The sequence below is a fragment of the Streptomyces sp. NPDC052701 genome (genome assembly GCF_040678355.1).
GTDB lineage: Bacteria > Actinomycetota > Actinomycetes > Streptomycetales > Streptomycetaceae > Streptomyces.
Genome location: NZ_JBFATO010000006.1, coordinates 67,144 through 86,465 on the forward strand (window position 1 = coordinate 67,144; position 19,322 = coordinate 86,465).

The 19,322-nt window shown below is 74.0% G+C and carries 15 protein-coding genes, 1 other RNA gene and 1 pseudogene; 13 read left to right on the plus strand and 4 right to left on the minus strand.

What is annotated here, in order from left to right; translation table 11 throughout:
- Positions 1-17: 17 nt before the first annotated feature.
- From smpB to AB0L29_RS09970, 3 genes are all read left to right on the plus strand, one after another.
- Positions 18-497, plus strand: a complete 480-nt coding sequence (gene smpB, locus AB0L29_RS09960; protein WP_365825250.1) for an SsrA-binding protein SmpB — start codon at positions 18-20, stop codon at positions 495-497.
- 151 nt (positions 498-648) lie between these two features.
- Positions 649-1,054, plus strand: a transfer-messenger RNA (tmRNA) gene (gene ssrA, locus AB0L29_RS09965).
- Between the two features lie 105 nt (positions 1,055-1,159).
- Positions 1,160-2,140 carry a PHB depolymerase family esterase gene (locus AB0L29_RS09970; protein ID WP_365825252.1) on the plus strand — a complete coding sequence of 327 codons (981 nt, stop codon included), beginning with the start codon at positions 1,160-1,162 and terminating at the stop codon, positions 2,138-2,140.
- A 161-nt stretch (positions 2,141-2,301) separates the two neighbouring features.
- Here the strand turns inward: AB0L29_RS09970 and AB0L29_RS09975 are convergent, their stop codons facing one another.
- The 4 genes and pseudogenes from AB0L29_RS09975 to AB0L29_RS09990 all read right to left on the minus strand — a co-directional run bounded on the left by AB0L29_RS09975 (position 2,302) and on the right by AB0L29_RS09990 (position 5,416).
- Complete coding sequence (locus AB0L29_RS09975) at positions 2,302-3,312, minus strand: LacI family DNA-binding transcriptional regulator (RefSeq protein ID WP_365825254.1); 1,011 nt, start codon at positions 3,310-3,312, stop codon at positions 2,302-2,304.
- On the minus strand, positions 3,306-3,434 hold the full coding sequence (locus AB0L29_RS09980; RefSeq protein WP_365825256.1) for a hypothetical protein: 129 nt from the start codon (positions 3,432-3,434) through the stop codon (positions 3,306-3,308). The genes AB0L29_RS09975 and AB0L29_RS09980 overlap by 7 nt, the downstream gene beginning before the upstream one ends.
- A 5-nt stretch (positions 3,435-3,439) precedes the next feature.
- Positions 3,440-3,892, minus strand: a pseudogene (locus AB0L29_RS09985) (hypothetical protein); the annotation flags it as partial.
- Between the two features lie 237 nt (positions 3,893-4,129).
- Positions 4,130-5,416 carry an MFS transporter gene (locus AB0L29_RS09990; RefSeq protein ID WP_365825258.1) on the minus strand — a complete coding sequence of 429 codons (1,287 nt, stop codon included), beginning with the start codon at positions 5,414-5,416 and terminating at the stop codon, positions 4,130-4,132.
- Positions 5,417-5,499: 83 nt separating this feature from the next.
- Here AB0L29_RS09990 and AB0L29_RS09995 point away from each other — a divergent pair, with 83 nt between their 5' ends.
- The 10 genes from AB0L29_RS09995 (at position 5,500) to AB0L29_RS10040 (ending at position 19,207) form a co-directional block, all read left to right on the plus strand.
- Positions 5,500-6,477: a LysR family transcriptional regulator gene (locus AB0L29_RS09995; protein ID WP_365825260.1), complete on the plus strand. Its 978-nt coding sequence runs from the start codon at positions 5,500-5,502 to the stop codon at positions 6,475-6,477.
- Positions 6,478-6,666: 189 nt separating this feature from the next.
- A complete protein-coding gene (locus AB0L29_RS10000; protein WP_365825262.1) occupies positions 6,667-7,809 on the plus strand; it encodes a hypothetical protein in 1,143 nt (380 codons plus the stop codon).
- Entirely contained in the window at positions 7,809-10,007 is a 2,199-nt protein-coding gene (locus AB0L29_RS10005; RefSeq protein WP_365825264.1) for a glycosyltransferase, read from the plus strand. Before AB0L29_RS10000 ends, AB0L29_RS10005 begins: the two co-directional genes overlap by 1 nt.
- 71 nt (positions 10,008-10,078) lie before the next feature.
- Positions 10,079-11,296: an acyltransferase gene (locus AB0L29_RS10010; RefSeq protein ID WP_365825266.1), complete on the plus strand. Its 1,218-nt coding sequence runs from the start codon at positions 10,079-10,081 to the stop codon at positions 11,294-11,296.
- A 417-nt stretch (positions 11,297-11,713) separates the two neighbouring features.
- Entirely contained in the window at positions 11,714-13,096 is a 1,383-nt protein-coding gene (locus AB0L29_RS10015) for a nitrate/nitrite transporter (RefSeq protein ID WP_365825268.1), read from the plus strand.
- A gap of 122 nt (positions 13,097-13,218) precedes the next feature.
- Positions 13,219-14,370, plus strand: a complete 1,152-nt coding sequence (locus AB0L29_RS10020) for a uroporphyrinogen-III synthase (RefSeq protein ID WP_365825270.1) — start codon at positions 13,219-13,221, stop codon at positions 14,368-14,370.
- Positions 14,371-14,542: 172 nt separating this feature from the next.
- The gene (locus AB0L29_RS10025; RefSeq protein ID WP_365825272.1) at positions 14,543-15,136 is read left to right on the plus strand and encodes an ABATE domain-containing protein; all 594 of its coding nucleotides are present in this window, start codon (positions 14,543-14,545) and stop codon (positions 15,134-15,136) included.
- A 370-nt stretch (positions 15,137-15,506) separates the two neighbouring features.
- Positions 15,507-16,028, plus strand: a complete 522-nt coding sequence (locus tag AB0L29_RS10030) for a sigma-70 family RNA polymerase sigma factor (protein WP_010039908.1) — start codon at positions 15,507-15,509, stop codon at positions 16,026-16,028.
- Entirely contained in the window at positions 16,028-16,861 is an 834-nt protein-coding gene (locus AB0L29_RS10035) for a zf-HC2 domain-containing protein (protein WP_365825274.1), read from the plus strand. Before AB0L29_RS10030 ends, AB0L29_RS10035 begins: the two co-directional genes overlap by 1 nt.
- 60 nt (positions 16,862-16,921) lie before the next feature.
- A complete protein-coding gene (locus AB0L29_RS10040; RefSeq protein ID WP_365825276.1) occupies positions 16,922-19,207 on the plus strand; it encodes a UvrD-helicase domain-containing protein in 2,286 nt (761 codons plus the stop codon).
- Positions 19,208-19,322: the final 115 nt, after the last annotated feature.

Below are 19,322 nucleotides of genomic sequence, written 5' to 3' on the forward strand. Positions count from 1 at the left end.
CGAAAATGGGCGGCACTATGGCTAAGGAAAAAGGGCGCAAGCTGATCGCCCAGAACAAGAAGGCGCGGCACGACTACCTCATCATCGACACCTACGAGGCCGGTCTGGTCCTCACCGGGACCGAGGTGAAGTCGCTGCGCCAGGGGCGGGCGTCGCTGGTCGACGGGTTCGTGCAGATGGACGGGCGCGAGGCCTGGCTGCACAACGTGCACGTGCCGGAGTACAGCCAGGGCACCTGGACCAACCACAGCGCCCGCCGCAAGCGCAAGCTGCTGCTGCACCGCCACGAGATCGAGAAGCTGGAGTCCAAGTCCCAGGAGACCGGTCACACGATCGTGCCCCTGGCGCTGTACTTCAAGGACGGCCGGGCCAAGATCGAGATCGCGCTGGCGAAGGGCAAGAAGGAGTACGACAAGCGCCAGACCCTCCGTGAGAAGCAGGACCGGCGCGAGGCTGAGCGCGCCATGTCGGCGGTGCGCCGCAAGGCCCGCGCCTAGCGCGCCGGGCCGGGAATGTGCCGGGGCCGGGCCGCGTTGGACCCGGTACGACGACGGGTGACCGCCGGAAACACGGTGGCACCGACGGACGTCGGTCACGTAAGATGGCACCTGCACCTCACAGCGGGTGCGCACCTTGAGAAATCAACATGGGGATGATCGGTTTCGACAGCGGCTGTCGAAGCAGGGGAAGCGTGTCGAGGAAGCGGCCATGATCTCGTAAACCACAGGCCGAAAAAAATAATCGCCACTATCAAGAGCGATTCTCCCAAGGCGACGCAGTTCGCCCTCGCTGCCTGATCTCAGGTAGCTAGGCAACTGCCCCTTACTTAAGGGAGTGTCAGCCCGGGGCTGTTCCCGACCCGGATCCTGGCATCAGCTAGGGAACTAAACCTCGATCCCGGTCACGGGGTGAAGAGGGAAACCACACAGTGACTGAGCCCGTCGGAGACTTGTCCGCGTGATCTCCGGGGCCGAGAAAAGCGAAGCGGACTGCACACGGAGAAGCCCTGGTTCCACACCGTTGGACGCGGGTTCGATTCCCGCCATCTCCACAATCTCCATGTTGAGGGCCCGGTGGCTGCGCGCCACCGGGCCCTCGTTGTGTTTGTGGGGTCCGAGAACATACCGAGGGATCGTTCAGGCTTCTACGGTCCCTCCCCATGACCCAGACCAGAGCGGCAGACCGCCGCATCCTCCTGGCGACCCTGCTGGCCGCCCTGATCACCACCCTCCTGACCCCCGGCCGGGCCGCCGCCGCCTCCCTCCAGGAGGTCACCGGCTTCGGCTCCAACCCGGGCGCCCTGCGCATGATCCGCTACGTGCCCGACGGGCTGCCCGCCGGGCGCCCCGTCGTCGTCGCCCTGCACGGCTGCACGCAGAATGCCGCCGGGTACGGCACCGGCAGCGGCTGGCTCCAGCTCGCCGACCGGTGGGGATTCTCGCTCGTGCTGCCGCAGCAGCAGAGCGCCAACAACGCCTCGTCCTGCTTCAACTGGTTCCAGACCGGGGACATCCAGCGCGGCCGGGGCGAGGCCGCGTCCGTCGCCCAGATGGTCGACCGGCAGCTCGCCGACGTCCTCGGCGACCCGTCGCGGGTGTACGTCACCGGGCTGTCGGCCGGGGGCGGCATGACCGCCGTGATGATGGCGGCGTACCCGGAGAAGTTCGCGGCGGGCGGGATCGTCGCCGGGCTGCCCTACGGGTGCGCGCAGGCCGCCGGGTCGCCGTACGTGTGCATGTACGTCGGCGCCACCCAGACGCCCCGGCAGTGGGGCGACCGGGTGCGGGCCGCGCGGCCCGGCCACCCGGGCCCCTGGCCCAGGCTCACCGTTCTGCACGGCACCGCCGACCGCACCGTCACACCCGCCACCATGACGGACCTGGTGGAGCAGTGGACCGACGTCCACGGAGCCGACCCGACGGCGGACACCACCGACACCGTGGGCGGGCATCCCCACCAGGTCTTCCGCAACCCGGCCGGAGACGCCGTCGTCGAGACGTACGCCCTCACCGGCATGGGGCACGGCCAGCCCGTCGATCCCGGCAGCGGGCCGGAGCAGTGCGGTACGGCCGGGGCGTACGCCCTCGACGTGGACCTGTGCGCCGCGTACCGGCTCGGGCGGGCCTGGGGGCTCGGCTGACCCGGCCCGCGCACCCGCGGGCCGGCGCGGGGTGAGCGCCGGCGGACGCGGACCGCCGTCCGGCACCGGGCACGCGTCCGTGCGGCCCCTCACCTGCCGGGCCGCCCGCCCGCCGGTGCCGGCGTCCTCCCCCGGGCAGGAGGGCGCCGGTCCCGGCCCCGTCACGCGGGCGCCCGCCGTGCCGTGCTCGCCCGCCGCGTCAGCCGCGGCGCCAGCAGGGTCGCCTCCGGTACGGCCGTGCCGCCCAGCTTGCCCATCAGCAGCTCCACCGCCCGCTCGCCCACCTCGGCGGACGGCAGGGCGACGGAGGTGACCGGGACGCGCAGCGAGGCGGCGAGTTCGCCGGGGCAGACGGCGGTGACGGACAGGTCGCCGGGCACCCGCCGCCCGAGCTGCTCGAAGGCGTCGATCAGCGGTTCCAGGAGCGGCTCGTTGTGGACCACGACACCCGTCAGCGCGGGCTGTTCGCGCAGCAGCCGCTCGGCGATGCGGCGGGCCGCACCGGGGCCCGTCCCGCAGGGGTGCACGGCGCAGAACAGCCCGTGCCGGTCGGCGGCGGCCGTGAAGCCCTGTACGAGCCGCCGGGCGTACGAGGTCCGCCGTACGTACACCTCCGGCGGCGAGCCGACCAGCGCCACCACCCGGTGCCCGAGCCGCGCCAGGTGCTCCACGCACACCTCGCCCGCCGCCCTGAAGTCGAGGTCGACGCAGGTCAGCCCGGCCGGCTCGGCGGGCAGGCCGATCAGCACGGACGGCCGCCCCAGGGAGCGCAGCAAGGGCAGCCGCGGGTCCTGGAGTCCGACGTCCATCACGATCAGCGCGTCCACGAGCGCCGTGTCCGCCACCCGCCGCAGCGCCTCCTCGCCCTCCTCCTGCGTGAGCAGCAGGACGTCGTGGTCGTACCGGCGGGCCGTGGTCACCACCGACACCGCGAACTGCATCACGACCGGCACGTGGGTCCCGGCGCGCAGCGGGGCCACCAGCGCCAGTACGTTCGACCTGCTGCCGGCCAGGGCCCGGGCGCCGGCGTGCGGCCGGTAGCCCAGCTCGCGGACGGCCGCCTCGACGCGGAGCCGGGTCTCCCGGGAGATCGGGCGCTTGCCGCTCAGCGCGTAGGACACGGTACTGGGGGAGACCCCGGCGCGCCGCGCCACGTCCGTGATCTTCACCACCGGCCCGGCTCCGGCGCCAGGACACCGGTACCGGCCCGCGCCCGCACCTCGCGCCCGCCGCCCAAGCGGGTGAGGGCGACGCCGGTGACGCCGGGCAGCGGCGCGTGCACGCGGACCGTCACGACCCCAGGGCCAGTTGGCACAGGTACTGCTGGGCCGTGTACTCGGCGCCCGCGTCGGCCGGCGGGGTGACGCCCTCCTCGACGAAGGCGTCCATCACGGCGGTCAGTTCGGCGAACGTCCCCGGCCCGGGGCGGCCGTACCTCTCGAACAGGTCCTTGTCGTAGTGGACCAGCGCGTACTCGGCGTGGCCGGACACGCCCTACCACTTGCCGGAGCCCATGACGCCGTCGGTGTCGTACACGCTGGTGGTGCGCACGCCCGGGGCGGTCCTCCGGTCCCAGCCGCGCCCGGCGGCCTCGGCGGTCGGATCGGTGAGCAGGCCCTGCCGGGGGAGCAGGCCCGCCGTCGCGTCGCCCTTGTCGTCCTCCATGAGGTCCGGGGCGTCGCAGGAGGTCGCCGGCAGTGCTCCGGCCAGGATCACCGCCGCCGCCACCGCACGCCTTCGTACCGTCAACATCCCGTGCCTCCAGGGGAGCCGGATGGGCAGGTCGGGCACCACACGTGTCGTCGAACGGTTCGACACGCGGCATCGAAGCGCTTCGACGGGGGAAGGTATGCGCGGGTCGTGGGACCGTCAATGGGTCGCGCGAGAATCGGTGAAGCGATTCGACGGGGCGACCGGGGCGCAGGGCCCGCCCCGCCGCCGTCACCGGGCGCCGGACGCGGGCCGCCGCGGGCGTCCTCCGGCGCCCGCTCAGCGGCGCGCCGCCGACGCCAGCGCGAGCAGGAGCGCCACCGCGGCCGCCGTCACCGGCACGCCGAAGCCCGCCGCGGCCGAGGCGTGCTCCGCCGTCCAGCCGCCGAGCGCGCTGCCGCAGGCGATGCCGCCGAGCAGGCCGGTGACCGCGAGGGTCATGCCCTCGTTCAGACGGTCGCCGGGGGTGTACTGCTGGACCAGCGTCATGGTGGTCACCATCGTCGGGGCGGTCGCCATCCCCGCCACCAGCAGCGCGCCGGCCAGCAGCGGGAGCGAGCCGGACAGGGCGGCGGCCAGCAGCGGGAGGGTCAGCAGGGCCGTCATCGCGGCCACGCACCAGGGCAGCCGCTCCCGCGCGGGCCCGGCCGGCCGGATCGCCCCGTACACCAGGCCGGCCGCGCAGGAGCCGGCCGCCTGCAGGGCGAGGACGACACCGGCCGCCGCCCGGTGGCCCTGTGCGTCCGCGAACGCGATGGTGACGACCTCCATCGCCCCGAACACCGCGCCCGTCGCCAGGCACACGGCCAGCAGCGGCGGCATGCCGGGCGCGCGCAGCGGCGGCCCGGCGGTCCCGGCGCGCCCCCGGGGCGGCGGCTCGGTCGAGCGCTGCGCGGCGAACAGCAGGACACCGGTCATCAGCAGCGCCGCGCCGACGAGCGTGCCCGCCTCCGGGAACCACGCCCCGCACAGCAGGGCCGCGAGCACCGGCCCGAGCATGAAGCACAGCTCGTCGACGGCCTGCTCGAAGGAGTTGGCGGTGTGCAGGGCCCCGGGGTCGCCCTTGAGCAGGTGGGCCCACCGGGCGCGGGACATGCCGCCGGTGTTGGGGGTCGTGGCGGTGGCGGCGTACGCGGCGAAGAGGGTCCAGTCCGGCGCCCCGTGACGCACGCACAGCACCAGCGCGACGGAGCCGAGGGCGGCCAGCGCGGTGGCGGGCACGGCGACCCGGGCCTGGCCGTGGCGGTCGACGAGCCGCGCCGTCCACGGGCCGGCCACCGCGGTCGCCGCGAGCCCGGTCGCCGTGACGGCGCCGGCGAGGGCGTACGAGCCGCGCGCACCGGCGATCATGACGACCGCGCTCACGCTGAACATGCCCATCGGCAGCCGGGCGATCAGGTTCCCGAGCGTGAAGGCCCGGGCGCCCGGCAGGGCGAGGAGACGGCGGTACGGGCCGGGCGGGCGACGGCGGACACGGGGACTGAAGTCGGCGGCCACGAGGGTGTCGCCGGTGACGGTGAGGAGCAGGGGCGTGGGGGACGTCGGTGGCGGGGTCGGCTGCGGCATGCGTCCACCGTCGCCCCCGGGGGATCAAGGGGTCCAACACCTGCTCGGTACCGATTCACGCGTTCCCGTTGTAAGTTCGCCGGATGCCCGGCACACCCCCGACACGCGCCCACCTCGACCCCCGCCTCCTGCGCGCCTTCGTCACGGTCGCCGAGGAGCTGCACTTCACGCGGGCCGCGGCGCGCCTGTACGTCGCCCAGCAGGCGCTCAGCCGGGACGTCCGGCGCCTGGAGAGGGAGCTCGGCGCCGAACTGTTCGTCCGCACCACCCGCCAGGTGACGCTCACGGCCGACGGCGAGCGGCTGCTGCCGCACGCCCGGCGCGTGCTCCAGGCGCAGGACGAGCTGCTCGCCGCCTTCGGGCAGGCCCGGCCGCTGCTGGTCGACCTCAACTCCCCGGGCCTGGCCACCCCGCGCCGGGTGCTGCACCGGGCCCGCGAACTCGCCCCCGAGCACGAGCTGATGGCCCGCTACGAGAGCGGCCTGACCGGCGCCGCCGGCGAACTGCTCGCGGGTCGCCTGGACGCCTCGTTCGGCCGGTACGCGGGCCTGCCCCCGGCGCTGCGGGCGGGCCTGTGCCGGCAGCCCGTGCGGTACGAGCCGATGGCCGTCGTCCTGCCCGAGGACCACCCGCTGGCCTCCCTGGCGCAGGTGCCGCTGGCCGCGCTGGCCGGTGAGACCGTGTACGCCGGCGCCGGGAACCCGCGCACCCCGGAGTGGACCGACCTGGCGCGGCTGCTGTTCGAGGGGCGGGGCATCGAGCTCGCGCCCCCCGTGCCGCTGGCCGTCGGGGACGAGGAGTTCCAGCGGATCATGGCGAGGACCGGTCACCCGATCCTCGCGGTGGTCGACTTCCCGCCGCTGCCTTCCACCGTGCTGCGGCCCCTGGTCGACCCGGTCCCGCTGTCGCCGGTGTCCCTGGTGTGGCGCAAAGGGCTGGCGCACCCCGCGCTCGACGCGCTTCGACGGGCGGCGGCTCAGGTCGCGGCCGAGGAGGGGTGGCTGCGGCGGCCCACCGGGGGATGGATTCCGGCCATGGATGATCTGTCCATGTCTTCCTGAGGTCCGGATGTCGTCTCGTGGCTGATACGAATCGGCACAGTGCAAACACACATCCTCCGCGTGCGCTACATTCGACGCCCGAGCACAGTGTGATAAACGGGGCGCTAGGAACGGGTGGGGGCCCGTTCCGGCGGCAGGTGCTCACGTCGCATGCGTACCCGTGAACGTCCCGTGGGGGGAAGTGCGCGCGTGAAAAATTGGCGAGAAGACGCCCAACGAGTGTGGCCCGAGGCCGCATCCGCCACCAAGGAGATCCCGGCCGGCGGCAGAGGCCGGGACCGCGGTGACACACAGGTCCTGCCCGAGGGCGCGGTCCCCGCGGACGGGGACGCCGCGGGCGCGGCGAAGCGCCTGGCCTCCGCCGCCGAGACCCGGCTCCTGCCGGGCATCCCCCGGCAGAGCGAGGGCGAGGCCGCCACGGAGGTGCTCTCCTCCGTGTCCGGCGCGGCCCCCGCCGCCACCGGGAGCCCGGACACCGAAGTCCTCGGGGGCGGGACCCGCCCCCTCCCGGCGGCCGGCCGCCCCGCCGTCCGTGACGTCCGCGATCCCTGGCAGCAGGACGCCGGCACCGCGGGGCACACCCACGACCCGCACGAGGTGACCGTCCAGCTCGACGCCGTGCAGCTCGGCGACGGGTTCGTGCGCCGGGCCGGCGGCGCACCGGGCGCCGGACCCGCGTCCTCCTCCGACGGGCCGGTCTTCGTCGACGCCTCCGGCCGCCGCAGCCGCCGCTTCCGCCGGATCGGCATGGCCGTGGCCCTCGCCTGCGCGGGTTACGCCGTCGTCATCGTCGCCACGATGCTGTCGGGCAACTCCGACGCGCCCTGGCTGCCCGTGCCGGGCCAGCAGGACGACCGGCCCGCAGGCCAGGTCGACACCCCGCCGCGGCCCGCGCGGTCCGGGCCGCCCGCCGGCACCGGCACCACCGCGCCGGGCGGCACGCCCCCCACCGGCACGGCCACCACCCCGCCGCCGGGCGCCGCCGCCACCGTGCCCGGCGTCACCGCGAACCCCGCCGGGCCGGGCACGGACCCGGACCCCGCCCCGGCCCCGGTCCGGCCGGCGACCCCGAAGCCGTCCGGCGGCGGCGTGACCGACCCGGCTCCGACGAAGCCGACCGAGCCGGCGGACCCGTCGGCCACCCCGGACCCCGAACCGACCCCGACGGCCGAACCCACGACCGGCCCGACCGGCACCCCGGACGGCGGCGGCAGCGACGGCACCGGCACGGTCGCCGGCGGCCAGGCCACCCCGCCGCCCGCCGCCGAGAGCCCCGCCGGGCAGCCGGCCCCGCCCGCCGCCCCCGCACCCTCCCCGGAGCACGTCCTCTGATGGCATCCCGCACCCGCCGTCCCGGGCCCGCGACCGCGGCCCGCGCCGGCTTCCGGCGCCGCCGCCTGCCCATGCGCCTGCTGCTGCCGGTGCTCGTCCTCGTCGCCCTGACGGCCATGCTCCTGCTGCGCGGCTTCGTGCACAGCGAGATCCTGGCCGACCACCGGGTCCAGCCGCCGGCGGCCAAGGACAAGGTGCCGCAGGAGATCCTCGAGGGCGGCCCGGTCATCGACACCCGCGGCGACCGCACCACCAGCCTGCGCGTGCCGGACCACCGCATCGTCCTCACCTTCGACGACGGCCCCGACCCCGTCTGGACGCCGAAGGTGCTGGACGTCCTGAAGGAACACCGGGCGCACGCCGTCTTCTTCGTCACCGGCACGATGGCCTCCCGCCACCCGGAGCTGGTGCGCCGCATGGTCGACGAGGGCCATGAGATCGGGCTGCACACCTTCAACCACCCCGACCTCTCCTACCAGTCCAGAAAGCGCATCGACTGGGAGCTGTCCCAGAACCAGCTCGCGCTCGCGGGCGCGGCCGGCATCCGCAGCTCCCTGTTCCGGCCCCCCTACTCCTCCTTCGCCCGCGCCCTGGACAACAGGACCTGGCCGGTGACGGAGTACATCGGCGACCGCGGATACCTCACGGTCGTCAACGACACCGACAGCGAGGACTGGCGCAAGCCGGGCGTCGACGAGATCATCCGCCGTGCCACGCCCGAGGGCGGCAAGGGCGCGATCGTGCTGATGCACGACTCCGGCGGCGACCGCCACCAGACGGTGGAGGCCCTGGAGAAGTTCCTGCCCCGGCTCGACCGCCAGGGGTACGAGTTCCAGAACCTCACCGAGGCCCTCGACGCGCCCAGCGCGCACACCCGGGTCACCGGTGCCGAACTGTGGAAGGGCAGGGCCTGGATCGTCCTGGTCAAGGCCTCCGAGAACATCACCGGGATCCTGGTCGTCGGGCTCGCCGCCGTCGGCGTCCTGGTCCTCGCCCGCTTCGGCCTGATGCTGCTGCTGTCCGGCCTGCACGCCCGGCGGACCCGCCGCCCGGACTTCCGCTGGGGCCCGCACCCGGTCACCGAACCGGTGTCGGTGCTGGTCCCGGCGTACAACGAGGCCAAGTGCATCGAGAACACGGTCCGTTCCCTGATGGAGAGCGACCACCCGATCGAGGTCCTCGTCATCGACGACGGCTCCAGCGACGGCACCGCGCGGATCGTCGAGGCGATGCGGTTGCCGGGCGTCCGGGTGATCCGGCAGCTCAACGCGGGCAAGCCGGCCGCGCTCAACCGGGGTGTGGCCAACGCCCGCCACGACCTGATCGTGATGATGGACGGCGACACCGTCTTCGAACCGTCCACCGTCCGCGAACTGGTGCAGCCCTTCGCCGACCCGCGCGTCGGCGCCGTCGCGGGCAACGCCAAGGTCGGCAACAAGGACAGCCTCATCGGCGCCTGGCAGCACATCGAGTACGTGATGGGCTTCAACCTCGACCGCAGGATGTACGACGTCCTGCAGTGCATGCCGACCATCCCGGGCGCGGTCGGCGCCTTCCGGCGCAGCGCGCTGGAGCGCGTCGGCGGCATGAGCGACGACACCCTCGCCGAGGACACCGACATCACCATGGCGATCCACCGCGACGGCTGGCGGGTGGTGTACGCCGAGAACGCCCGCGCCTGGACGGAGGCCCCGGAGTCGGTCCAGCAGCTGTGGTCCCAGCGCTACCGCTGGTCGTACGGCACCATGCAGGCGATCTGGAAGCACCGCCGCGCCCTCGTCGAGAAGGGCCCCTCGGGCCGCTTCGGCCGGGTGGGCCTGCCCCTGGTCTCCCTGTTCATGGTCCTGGCCCCGCTGCTGGCCCCGCTCATCGACGTGTTCCTCGTCTACGGCCTGGTCTTCGGGCCGACGCAGAAGACGGTCCTGGCCTGGTTCGGCGTGCTGGCCGTGCAGGCGGCCTGCGCGGCGTACGCCTTCGTCCTGGACCGCGAGAAGCTCACCCCGCTCATCTCGCTGCCGTTGCAGCAGATCCTCTACCGGCAGCTGATGTACGTCGTGCTGCTCCAGTCCTGGATCACCGCCCTCACCGGGGGCCGGCTGCGCTGGCAGAAGCTGCGGCGGATGGGCGCGGTGTCCGCCCCGCCCGTCACCCGGGACGAGTCCCGCGAGCGCGTCCTGGACGGCGGGCCGGCCCGGTGAGCACGCCGCCCTCCCCGCCCTTCGACCCGCCGGCGACGCCCGCGCCCACGACGACCCGGGAAACACCGCACATGACCGCACCCGCCGCGCCGCCCGGCACGGACGACCCGGCCGCGCGGACCGGGGCCGGACCGGCCCGCCGCGCGCCCGTCCGCGACCGGTACTTCGACCTGCTGCGCGCGGTCGCCCTCTTCCGCGTCGTCCTCTACCACCTCACGGGCTGGGCGTGGCTGCCGCTGGTCTTCCCCTCCATGGGCGTGATGTTCGCCCTGGCCGGCAACCTGATGGCCCGCTCCCTGAAACGCCCGCCCCTGCAGGTCGTACGCGGCCGGCTGCGCCGTCTGCTGCCCCCGCTGTGGCTGCTCGGCGCGATCGGCGTGACCGGCATGCTGCTGCAGGGCTGGGGCCCGGACGAGGACGGGCACCCCGGCTGGTGGTGGCTGCACCTCACCTTCTGGATCCTGCCGCTGAGCGACCCGCCGTACGCCGAGGGCCTGCCCGGCATCCACGGCGTGCTCGGCGACGACTGGGCCTCGGACCTCGCCGGTCCCCTGTGGTACATCCGCGCCTACCTCTGGTACGTCCTGCTCTCCCCGTTCCTGCTCAAGGCGCTGCGCGCGCTGCCGTGGGCGACGGTCCTGTCGCCGATCGCGCTGTCGGCGGCCCTGGAGTTCGGGTACCTCACCCTGCCCGGCGAGCGGATCCCCTCCGCCCTCACGGACTTCAGCACCTTCGGCGCCTGCTGGATCCTGGGCATGGCCCACCAGCAGGGCGTCCTGAAGCGCCTCCCGGGCTACGTCGTCCCCTCCGTGGCCCCGGCGATCGCCTGCCTGGGCCTGTGGTACGCGCTGACGCACGGCTTCGAGGAGGGCCACGACCTGGACGCCCTGCCCTTCGCGCAGTGCGTGTGGTCCTTCGCCACGGTCCTGCTGCTCCTGCACGTCAGCCCCTCCTGGGCCGAGTGGCCCCGCCGCCTGCGCCGCTGGGACCGCGTGATCACGCTCCTCAACTCCCGCGCGGTGACGATCTACCTGTGGCACAACGTGTGCATCCTGGCGGCCGCGACGATGTGGGACCGGCTGTGGGGCATCGACGTGCTGTGGCAGCACTTCTCCTGGCTGCTGGAGAGCCCCTGGCCGGTGCTGGCCTTCACCTGGGTGCTGATCGGGGGCTGCGTCCTCTGCTTCGGCTGGATGGAGGACCTGGCCGCCGGGCGCGGTCCGCGCCTGTGGCCGGACGGCCCGGAACCGGGGCGCGGGGGTGCGGGGGGCGCGGCACGCCGCGGGTGACGGACACCGGGCGGTGACCGCACGGCCTCCCGCACCGGGGCCCTCCTCACCGGCACACCGGTGAGGAGGGCCCCGGAACCGGCCGCCGCGGCGCACCGGGCGGGCCCGCTCGTCACCGCCCCGCCGTGCCGCCTCACCGCGCCGCGCCGCGCCTCACCGCACCGCGCCGCCCCGCCTCACCGCCTCACCGCGCCGCCCCGCCTCACCGCCTCACCGCACCGCCGCGCCGCCGTGCCGCCGCTCCCCGCGCGGCGGCGCGGACGGCACGCCCGGACCTCTCATCCCGCCCCCGCCCGAGGTGAGAGCAAAGTTCCCTGCCGGTCACCCAGGGCCACAGGCAGGAAACGCGCCCTCCCTACCTTCGGGACTCAGCCGTTCCCCAGGCACACCCGAGCCCCGGAGCACCGTGGAGGCGACATGACAGCCCCGAGCACGGCCCCCGCACCCCCGAGCAGGGGCGGCCGCTGGATCCGGCACTGGGATCCGGAGGACGAGACCTTCTGGAAGCAGACCGGGGAGAGGGTCGCCCGGCGCAACCTCCTGCTCTCCGTGCTGTCCGAGCACATCGGGTTCTCGGTGTGGACGATGTGGTCCGTGCTGGTGCTCTTCATGGGGCCGGAGTACGGGCTGACCCCGGCCGACAAGTTCATGCTGACGTCCATGGTCACGCTCGTGGGCGCCGTCGTCCGCGTCCCCTACACCTTCGCCGTCGCGCTGTTCGGCGGGCGCAACTGGACGATCGTCTCGGCCGGCCTGCTGCTCGTCCCGGCCGTCGCCGCGTTCGCGGTGATGGAGCCGGGCACGTCCTTCTCCACCTTCCTGCTCGTCGGGCTGCTCGCCGGCGTCGGCGGCGGCAACTTCGCCTCCTCGATGACCAACATCAACGCCTTCTTCCCGCTGCGCAGGAAGGGCTGGGCGCTCGGGCTCAACGCCGGCGGCGGCAACATCGGCGTGCCCGTGATCCAGCTCGTCGCGCTCGCGATCATCGGGGCCGGCGGGGGCCCGCGGGTGCTGCTCGGGATCTACATCCCGCTCATCGTCGTGGCCGCCGTCCTCGCCGCGCTGTTCATGGACAACCTGGAGAACGTCAGGAACGACACCGGCGCCGCCAGGGACGCCGCCGGGGACGCGCACACCTGGATCATGGCGTTCCTCTACATCGGCACGTTCGGGTCGTTCATCGGCTACAGCTTCGCCTTCGGGCAGGTGCTGCAGAACCAGTTCGGCCGGACGCCGCTGCAGGCCGCGTACGTCACCTTCGTCGGCCCGCTGCTCGGCTCCCTGATCCGGCCCCTGGGCGGCCGGCTCGCCGACCGGTACGGCGGCGCGAGGATCACCCTGTGGAACTACGTCGGCATGGGGGTGGCGACCGCGGTCCTGATCGGCGCCTCCGTGGAGAGGTCGCTCGCGCTGTTCACCGTCGCGTTCGTGGTGCTGTTCGTGCTCAGCGGACTGGGCAACGGCTCGACGTTCAAAATGATTCCCGGCATCTTCCAGGCCAAGGCGCACGCCAGAGGGCTCACCGGTGAGGCGGCCGCCTCCTACGGGCGCCGGCTGTCCGGCGCCTCCATGGGGCTCATCGGCGCCGTCGGCGCGCTCGGCGGCGTCGGGATCAACCTCGCCTTCCGGCAGTCGTTCCTCTCCTCCGGCTCCGGCACCGGCGCGTTCGTCGCCTTCCTCGCCTACTACGGCGTCTGCTTCGCCGTGACCTGGGCCGTATACCTTCGCCGCTCGGCCTCCCGGCGCCGTACGGTGGTCGCCGCCGGGGCGAAGCCGCAGCTCGGCTACGCCGAGGTGTGACGTAACACCGGCGACATCGCGCCGAACCGAGCCTGTCACGCGCCGTTGACAGGCTCGACCGGCATGCAGGTACGGCCGTACGGATACCTGTACGACGACTCGAGTGCGGGACGAGAGCCACCATGGACGAGCAGGAACAGCGACCAGAACACGGTCCACTCGCGGGATTCACCGTGGGCGTGACCGCCGCGCGCCGGGCCGACGAGCTGGGGGCGCTGCTCCGGCGGCGCGGCGCCGCCGTCCTGCACGCCCCCGCCCTGCGCATCGTGCCGCTGTCCGACGACGGCGAGCTGCTGGCGGCCACCAAGGAGATCGTCCACCAGGCGCCGGACGTCGTCGTGGCCACGACCGCGATCGGTTTCCGGGGGTGGGTCGAGGCCGCCGACGGCTGGGGGCTGGGCGAGGACCTGCTGGCGCGGCTGCGCGACGTGCGGATCCTGGCGCGCGGGCCCAAGGTCAAGGGCGCGGTCCGGGCCGCCGGGCTGACGGAGGAGTGGTCGCCCTCGTCCGAGTCCATGGCCGAGGTGCTGGACCGGCTGATGGAGGAGGGCGTCGACGGTCTGCGCGTCGCCGTCCAGCTGCACGGCGAGCCGCTGCCCGGCTTCGTGGAGGCGCTGCGGGCCGGCGGGGCCGAGGTCGTGGGGGTGCCCGTCTACCGGTGGATGCCGCCGGAGGACCTCGGGCCCGTCGACCGGCTCCTGGAAGCCACCGTCTCCCGCGGCCTGGACGCGCTCACCTTCACCAGCGCGCCCGCCGCGGCGTCGCTGCTGTCGCGGGCCGAGGAGCGCGGGCTGCTGCCCGAGGTGCTGGCCGCCCTCGGCCACGACGTGCTGCCGGCCTGCGTCGGCCCGGTCACCGCGCTGCCCCTGCAGGCCCGCGGCATCGACACCGTCCAGCCGGAGCGCTTCCGGCTCGGCCCCCTCGTGCAGCTGCTGTGCCGGGAACTGCCCGCCCGGGCGCGGTCGTTGCCGATCGCCGGGCACCGGGTGGAGATCCGGGGGCACGCGGTGCTGGTGGACGGCGAGCTCCGGCCCGTGCCGCCGGCCGGCATGGCGCTGCTGAGGGCCCTGTCCCGGCGGCCGGGCTGGGTCGTCGCCCGCGCCGAGCTGCTGCGCGCCCTGCCGGGCGCCGGGCGCGACGAGCACGCGGTGGAGACGGCGATGGCCCGGCTGCGCGCGGCCCTGGGGACGCCGAAGCTGATCCAGACGGTGGTCAAGCGGGGATACCGGCTGGCCCTGGATCCGGCCGCCGGCTCCAAGTACGCGGACGGGTGACGGCCCGCGCCGCTCCGGCGCCCGGGGCGCGCCCCGGCGCGTGCGCGGCCGTCGCAGGGGTTCCGGGCGCGGCGGCGGGCGGGCACTGTGGGAGGGAACGGTTTCCCGGCCCCCCACCGGCGTCTCACCGGCCCCTCGCGACCGGGGTGAACCCCTAGGCGGTGAAAGGAACATGGCACTGGGTACGGCCACGGCCCCCCACGAGCTGCGGTTCGACGCCGGGCGGGTCTGCCTGGACCTCCTGTCGACCACGCATCCCGGGGAACGGCTCGACTCAGTCGAGGCGCTGCGCGCCTGGATCGCCGGCTCCGGACTCGTCCCGGCGGGCACCCCGCTGGCCCACGCCGACGCCTCCTGGCTGGCCGGGTTCAGGGAACTGCGCTGCCAGACCGGCCGGTTGGTGCGCGCCCGGCCGGCGCCCGGGGGACGGGCGTACGACCTCGCGCTCGCCCGCGTCAACGACCTCGCCCGCCCGGCGCCCCCGGCCCCGCGCGCGGTCCTCGGCGAAGACGGGCTGCTGGTGAGGCGGTTGGACGGCCCGCCCGGCTGCGCCGCCCTCCTCGCGGCCGTCGCCCGGGACACCGTCGACCTGCTCACCGATCCCGTCGCCCGGGCGGGCCTGCGCCAGTGCGCCGGCGACGACTGCCCGATCGTGTACCTGGACACCTCCCGGGGACGCAGGAGGCGTTGGTGCTCCAGCGAGGTCTGCGGGAACCGCGAACGGGTGGCCCGGCACCGCCGCCGCGCGGCCCTCGCCCGCGCCTAGCGCCTGGCGGGGCGGACGGGAGTTCGACGACAGGCCCTGGATGCCGGTTTCGCGGCTTGTGTATGGAAGTTGAGCCCTCGCCGTCGAAGTGATTTCGATTACACGCCGTTTGCCTGCGGCCTCGCAGGGGGAGGCGGCGCGCCCCTGCCGTCCGTGTCGGAAATGTAAAGAACGAGCGGGGGGAATGTAGCCGCATGTCCCGCTCGTCACGTCACCCGGCGGAAAACTGTCACTTCACTTTGAACACTCCAACCCCCTCCTGCGTACCGGTGGTCGAGCGACCGACTGGGGGAACCCCCGGACACCGGAGGTGGGCGTGCGCAAGGATGCGGCCGTGGCCAATGAACGTGGAACGAGGGCCCGACATCGCATGTCCCAGCCCTCGGAGCCTGACGAGGAGCTGATGCGTGCGCTGTATCGAGAGCACGCCGGACCCCTGCTCGCCTACGTGCTGCGCCTGGTCGCCGGAGACCGGCAGCGCGCCGAGGACGTCGTGCAGGAGACGCTCATCCGTGCCTGGAAGAACGCCGGTCAGCTCAACCGTGCGACCGGATCGGTACGCCCCTGGCTGGTGACGGTCGCCCGGCGCATCGTCATCGACGGCCACCGCAGCCGGCAGGCCCGGCCGCAGGAGGTCGATCCGTCGCCGCTGGAGGTCATCCCCGCGGAGGACGAGATCGACAAGGCGCTGTGGCTGATGACGCTGTCGGACGCGCTCGACGACCTGACCCCGGCCCACCGGGAGGTGCTCGTCGAGACGTACTTCAAGGGGCGTACCGTCAACGAGGCGGCCGAGACCCTGGGCATACCCAGCGGCACCGTCCGCTCCAGGGTGTTCTACGCCCTGCGTTCGATGAAGCTGGCACTGGAGGAGCGGGGGGTGACGGCGTGATGAGCGAGTACGGGGGATATCAGGGATTCGGCGCGGGCGGTGCGGGTATGTCTGGCTCCATGCAGGGATCTCCGGTGCCGAACGAGCACGAGACCGTCGGCGCCTACGCCCTCGGGATTCTCGACGACGCCGAAGCAACCGCTTTCGAGGCCCACCTCGCGACCTGCGAGTGGTGCGCCCAGCAGCTCGACGAGCTCGCCGGGATGGAGCCGATGCTGGCCGCGCTCGCGGACCTGCCGGGCGCCGGTACGCCCGCGATCGGCGAGTCGCTGTCGGCGAGGCCCAGCCCGCGGGTGGTGGAGAAACTCGTCGACGAGGTGGCCGACCACCGCGCCCGCAAGCGCCGCCGCAGCTTCTACATGGTGGCCGCCGCGGGTGCGCTGATCATCGGCGGTCCGTTCGTCGCCGTGGCGACGAGCGGCGCGGACGGCGGCGGCGGTGGCGGCGGCGCCAACCGGCCGCTCGCGGCGAGTCCGGCCAAGGAGGCCTTCCGCCTCATGACCGACAAGGTCTCCGCCACCGACCCGAACACCAAGGTCACCGCGACCATCGCGCTGCAGGAGAAGCCCTACGGCACCGACGCGGTCATGGAGCTCAAGAACGTCAAGGGGCCGGAGAAGTGCTCGCTCATCGCCGTCGGCAAGAACGGCGAGCGCTGGACGCTGACCTCCTGGTCCGTGCCGGACTGGGGCTACGGCCTGCCGGACGCCAAGACCGACCGGGCCAAGCAGCCCCTGTACATCCAGGGCGCCGCCGCCCCGCAGCCGAACGAGATCGACCACTTCGAGGTCATGACCTTCGACGGCCAGCGGCTGGTCGAGGTCGACGCGTAGCCTTTCCGGGTCCCCTTCGCGTACGGTTGACGGCTGCCCAGCACGTCAGAAGGGGGCCCGGTGGCCGCTCAGGCTCAACAGGAAACCGCGCTCGACTCCGTCCGCGACCGTGAGATCAGCGTCGAACAGGAACACCTGGACCGGGTGTACCGCCGCCTCGAGGAGAAGATCCACGAGGCGGAGTTCCTCATGCGCGACGCGGCCCGGCGCGGCCAGGTCGGCACACCAGGCGCGCTGGCCGAGCGCGACGCGCAGGTCTTCCGGGCCGGCGTCCACCTCAACCGGCTGAACAACGAGTTCGAGGACTTCCTCTTCGGCCGTATCGACCTGCTGCCCGGCAAGGACGGCAAGAAGGGGCCCGACGGGGCGTACACCGCCGTCGAGCCGGCCGAGGGCGCGGTGCGCCCGGACAACACCGCCGACATCGCCGAGACCCTGCACATCGGCCGCATCGGCGTCCTCGACGAGGACTACGCCCCGCTGGTCATCGACTGGCGGGCCCCCGCCGCGGCCCCCTTCTACCGTTCCACCCCGGTCGACCCCGGCCGGGTCGTGCGCCGCCGCGTCATCCGCTCCAAGGGCCGCAGGGTGCTCGGCGTCGAGGACGACCTGATGCGCCCCGAGCTGAAGGCGTTCCTGCGCGGCCACGAGCTGCCCGTGATCGGCGACGGCGCCCTGATGGCCGCGCTCGGCCGCGCCCGCGGCCACACCATGCGGGACATCGTCGCCTCCATCCAGGCCGAGCAGGACCTGGTCATCCGCGCCCCCGCCGCCTCCGTGACGTACGTCGAGGGCGGCCCCGGCACCGGCAAGACCGCCGTCGCCCTGCACCGGGCCGCGTACCTGCTCTACCAGGACCGGCGCCGGTACGCGGGCGGCATCCTGATCGTCTCGCCGACCCCGCTGCTCGTGGCGTACACCGAGGGCGTGCTGCCCTCCCTCGGCGAGGAGGGCCAGGTCGCCGTCCGCGCCATCGGCTCGCTGGTGGACGGCGCCGAGGCCACCCTGTACGACTCCCCGTCGGTGGCCCGCGCCAAGGGCTCCTCCCGCATGCTCAAGGTGCTCCGCAAGGCCGCGCGCGGCGCCCTGGAACTGAACGACCCGCCGGCCCGGCTGCGGGTCGTCGCCTTCGGCCGCCGCCTGGAGCTGGAGGCCGGGGAACTGGACCGGATCCGGCGCAGCGCCCTGGGCGGCACCGCGCCCGTCAACCTCCTGCGCCCCCGGGCCCGCAGGCTCCTCCTGGACGCCCTGTGGGACAAGTCCGGCCAGGCCGCCCGGCACATCGACCCGGAGCTGGCCGCCGAGCTGCGCTCCTCCTTCGACGAGGACGTCGCCTCCGAGGACGACTTCCTCGCGTTCCTCGACGCCTGGTGGCCGGAGCTGACCCCGCAGGCCGTGCTGCGCGCCATGGCCGACGAGAAGCGGCTGGGCCGCTGGGCCCGGCGGGTGCTGAACCCGGGCGAGGTGCGCAAGGTGGCCCGCTCGCTCAGACGGGAGGGCCACTCCGTGCACGACATCGCCCTGCTCGACGAGCTCCAGGCCGTCCTCGGCACCCCGGCCCGCCCCCGCAGGAAGCGCGAGATCGACCCGCTCGACCAGCTCACCGGCCTGGAGGAGCTGATGCCCGTGCGCGAGGAGTCGCAGCGCGAGCGGGCCGAGCGCCTGGCGCAGGAGCGCACCGAGTACGCGCACGTCATCGTCGACGAGGCCCAGGACCTCACGCCGATGCAGTGGCGCATGGTCGGCCGCCGCGGCCGGCACGCCACCTGGACGGTGGTCGGCGATCCCGCCCAGTCCTCCTGGTCCGACCCCGAGGAGGCCGCCGAGGCCCGCGACGAGGCCCTCGGCACCCGTCCGCGCCGCCGCTTCCGGCTCACCGTGAACTACCGCAACCCCGCGGAGATCGCCGAGCTGGCCTCGAAGGTGCTCGCCCTGGCGATGCCGGGGTCCGAGTCGCCGGCCGCGGTGCGCTCGACCGGCGTGGAGCCCCGCTTCGCGGTCGTGGGCGACTCCCTCGGGGAGACGGTCCGCGAGGAGGCGGCGCGTCTGCTCGGCCGGGTCGACGGCACGGTCGGCGTCGTGGTCGCCATGAACCGGCGCGAGGAGGCCCGGCGCTGGCTGGCCGGGCTCGGCGACCGGGTGGTGGCGCTGGGCAGCCTGGAGGCCAAGGGCCTGGAGTACGACGCCACGGTCGTCGTGTCGCCCGCGGAGATCGCCGACGAGAGCCCCGCCGGACTGCGGGTGCTGTACGTCGCCCTGACCCGGGCCACGCAGCAGCTGACGGTGGTGTCGGGCGAACGCGACGAGCCGGACGCGGACGGGGTGCCGGATCTGCTCAGGGACTGATTCCTGTGAACCCCTCGTCCGGGAATGGCCTTACCGGATCCGTTTGTTAGCCTGGGTGTGGCACCGGCCCGATCCAAGCCCCCGGGCCCAACCTTAGTCGCTTCGAGCGACCACT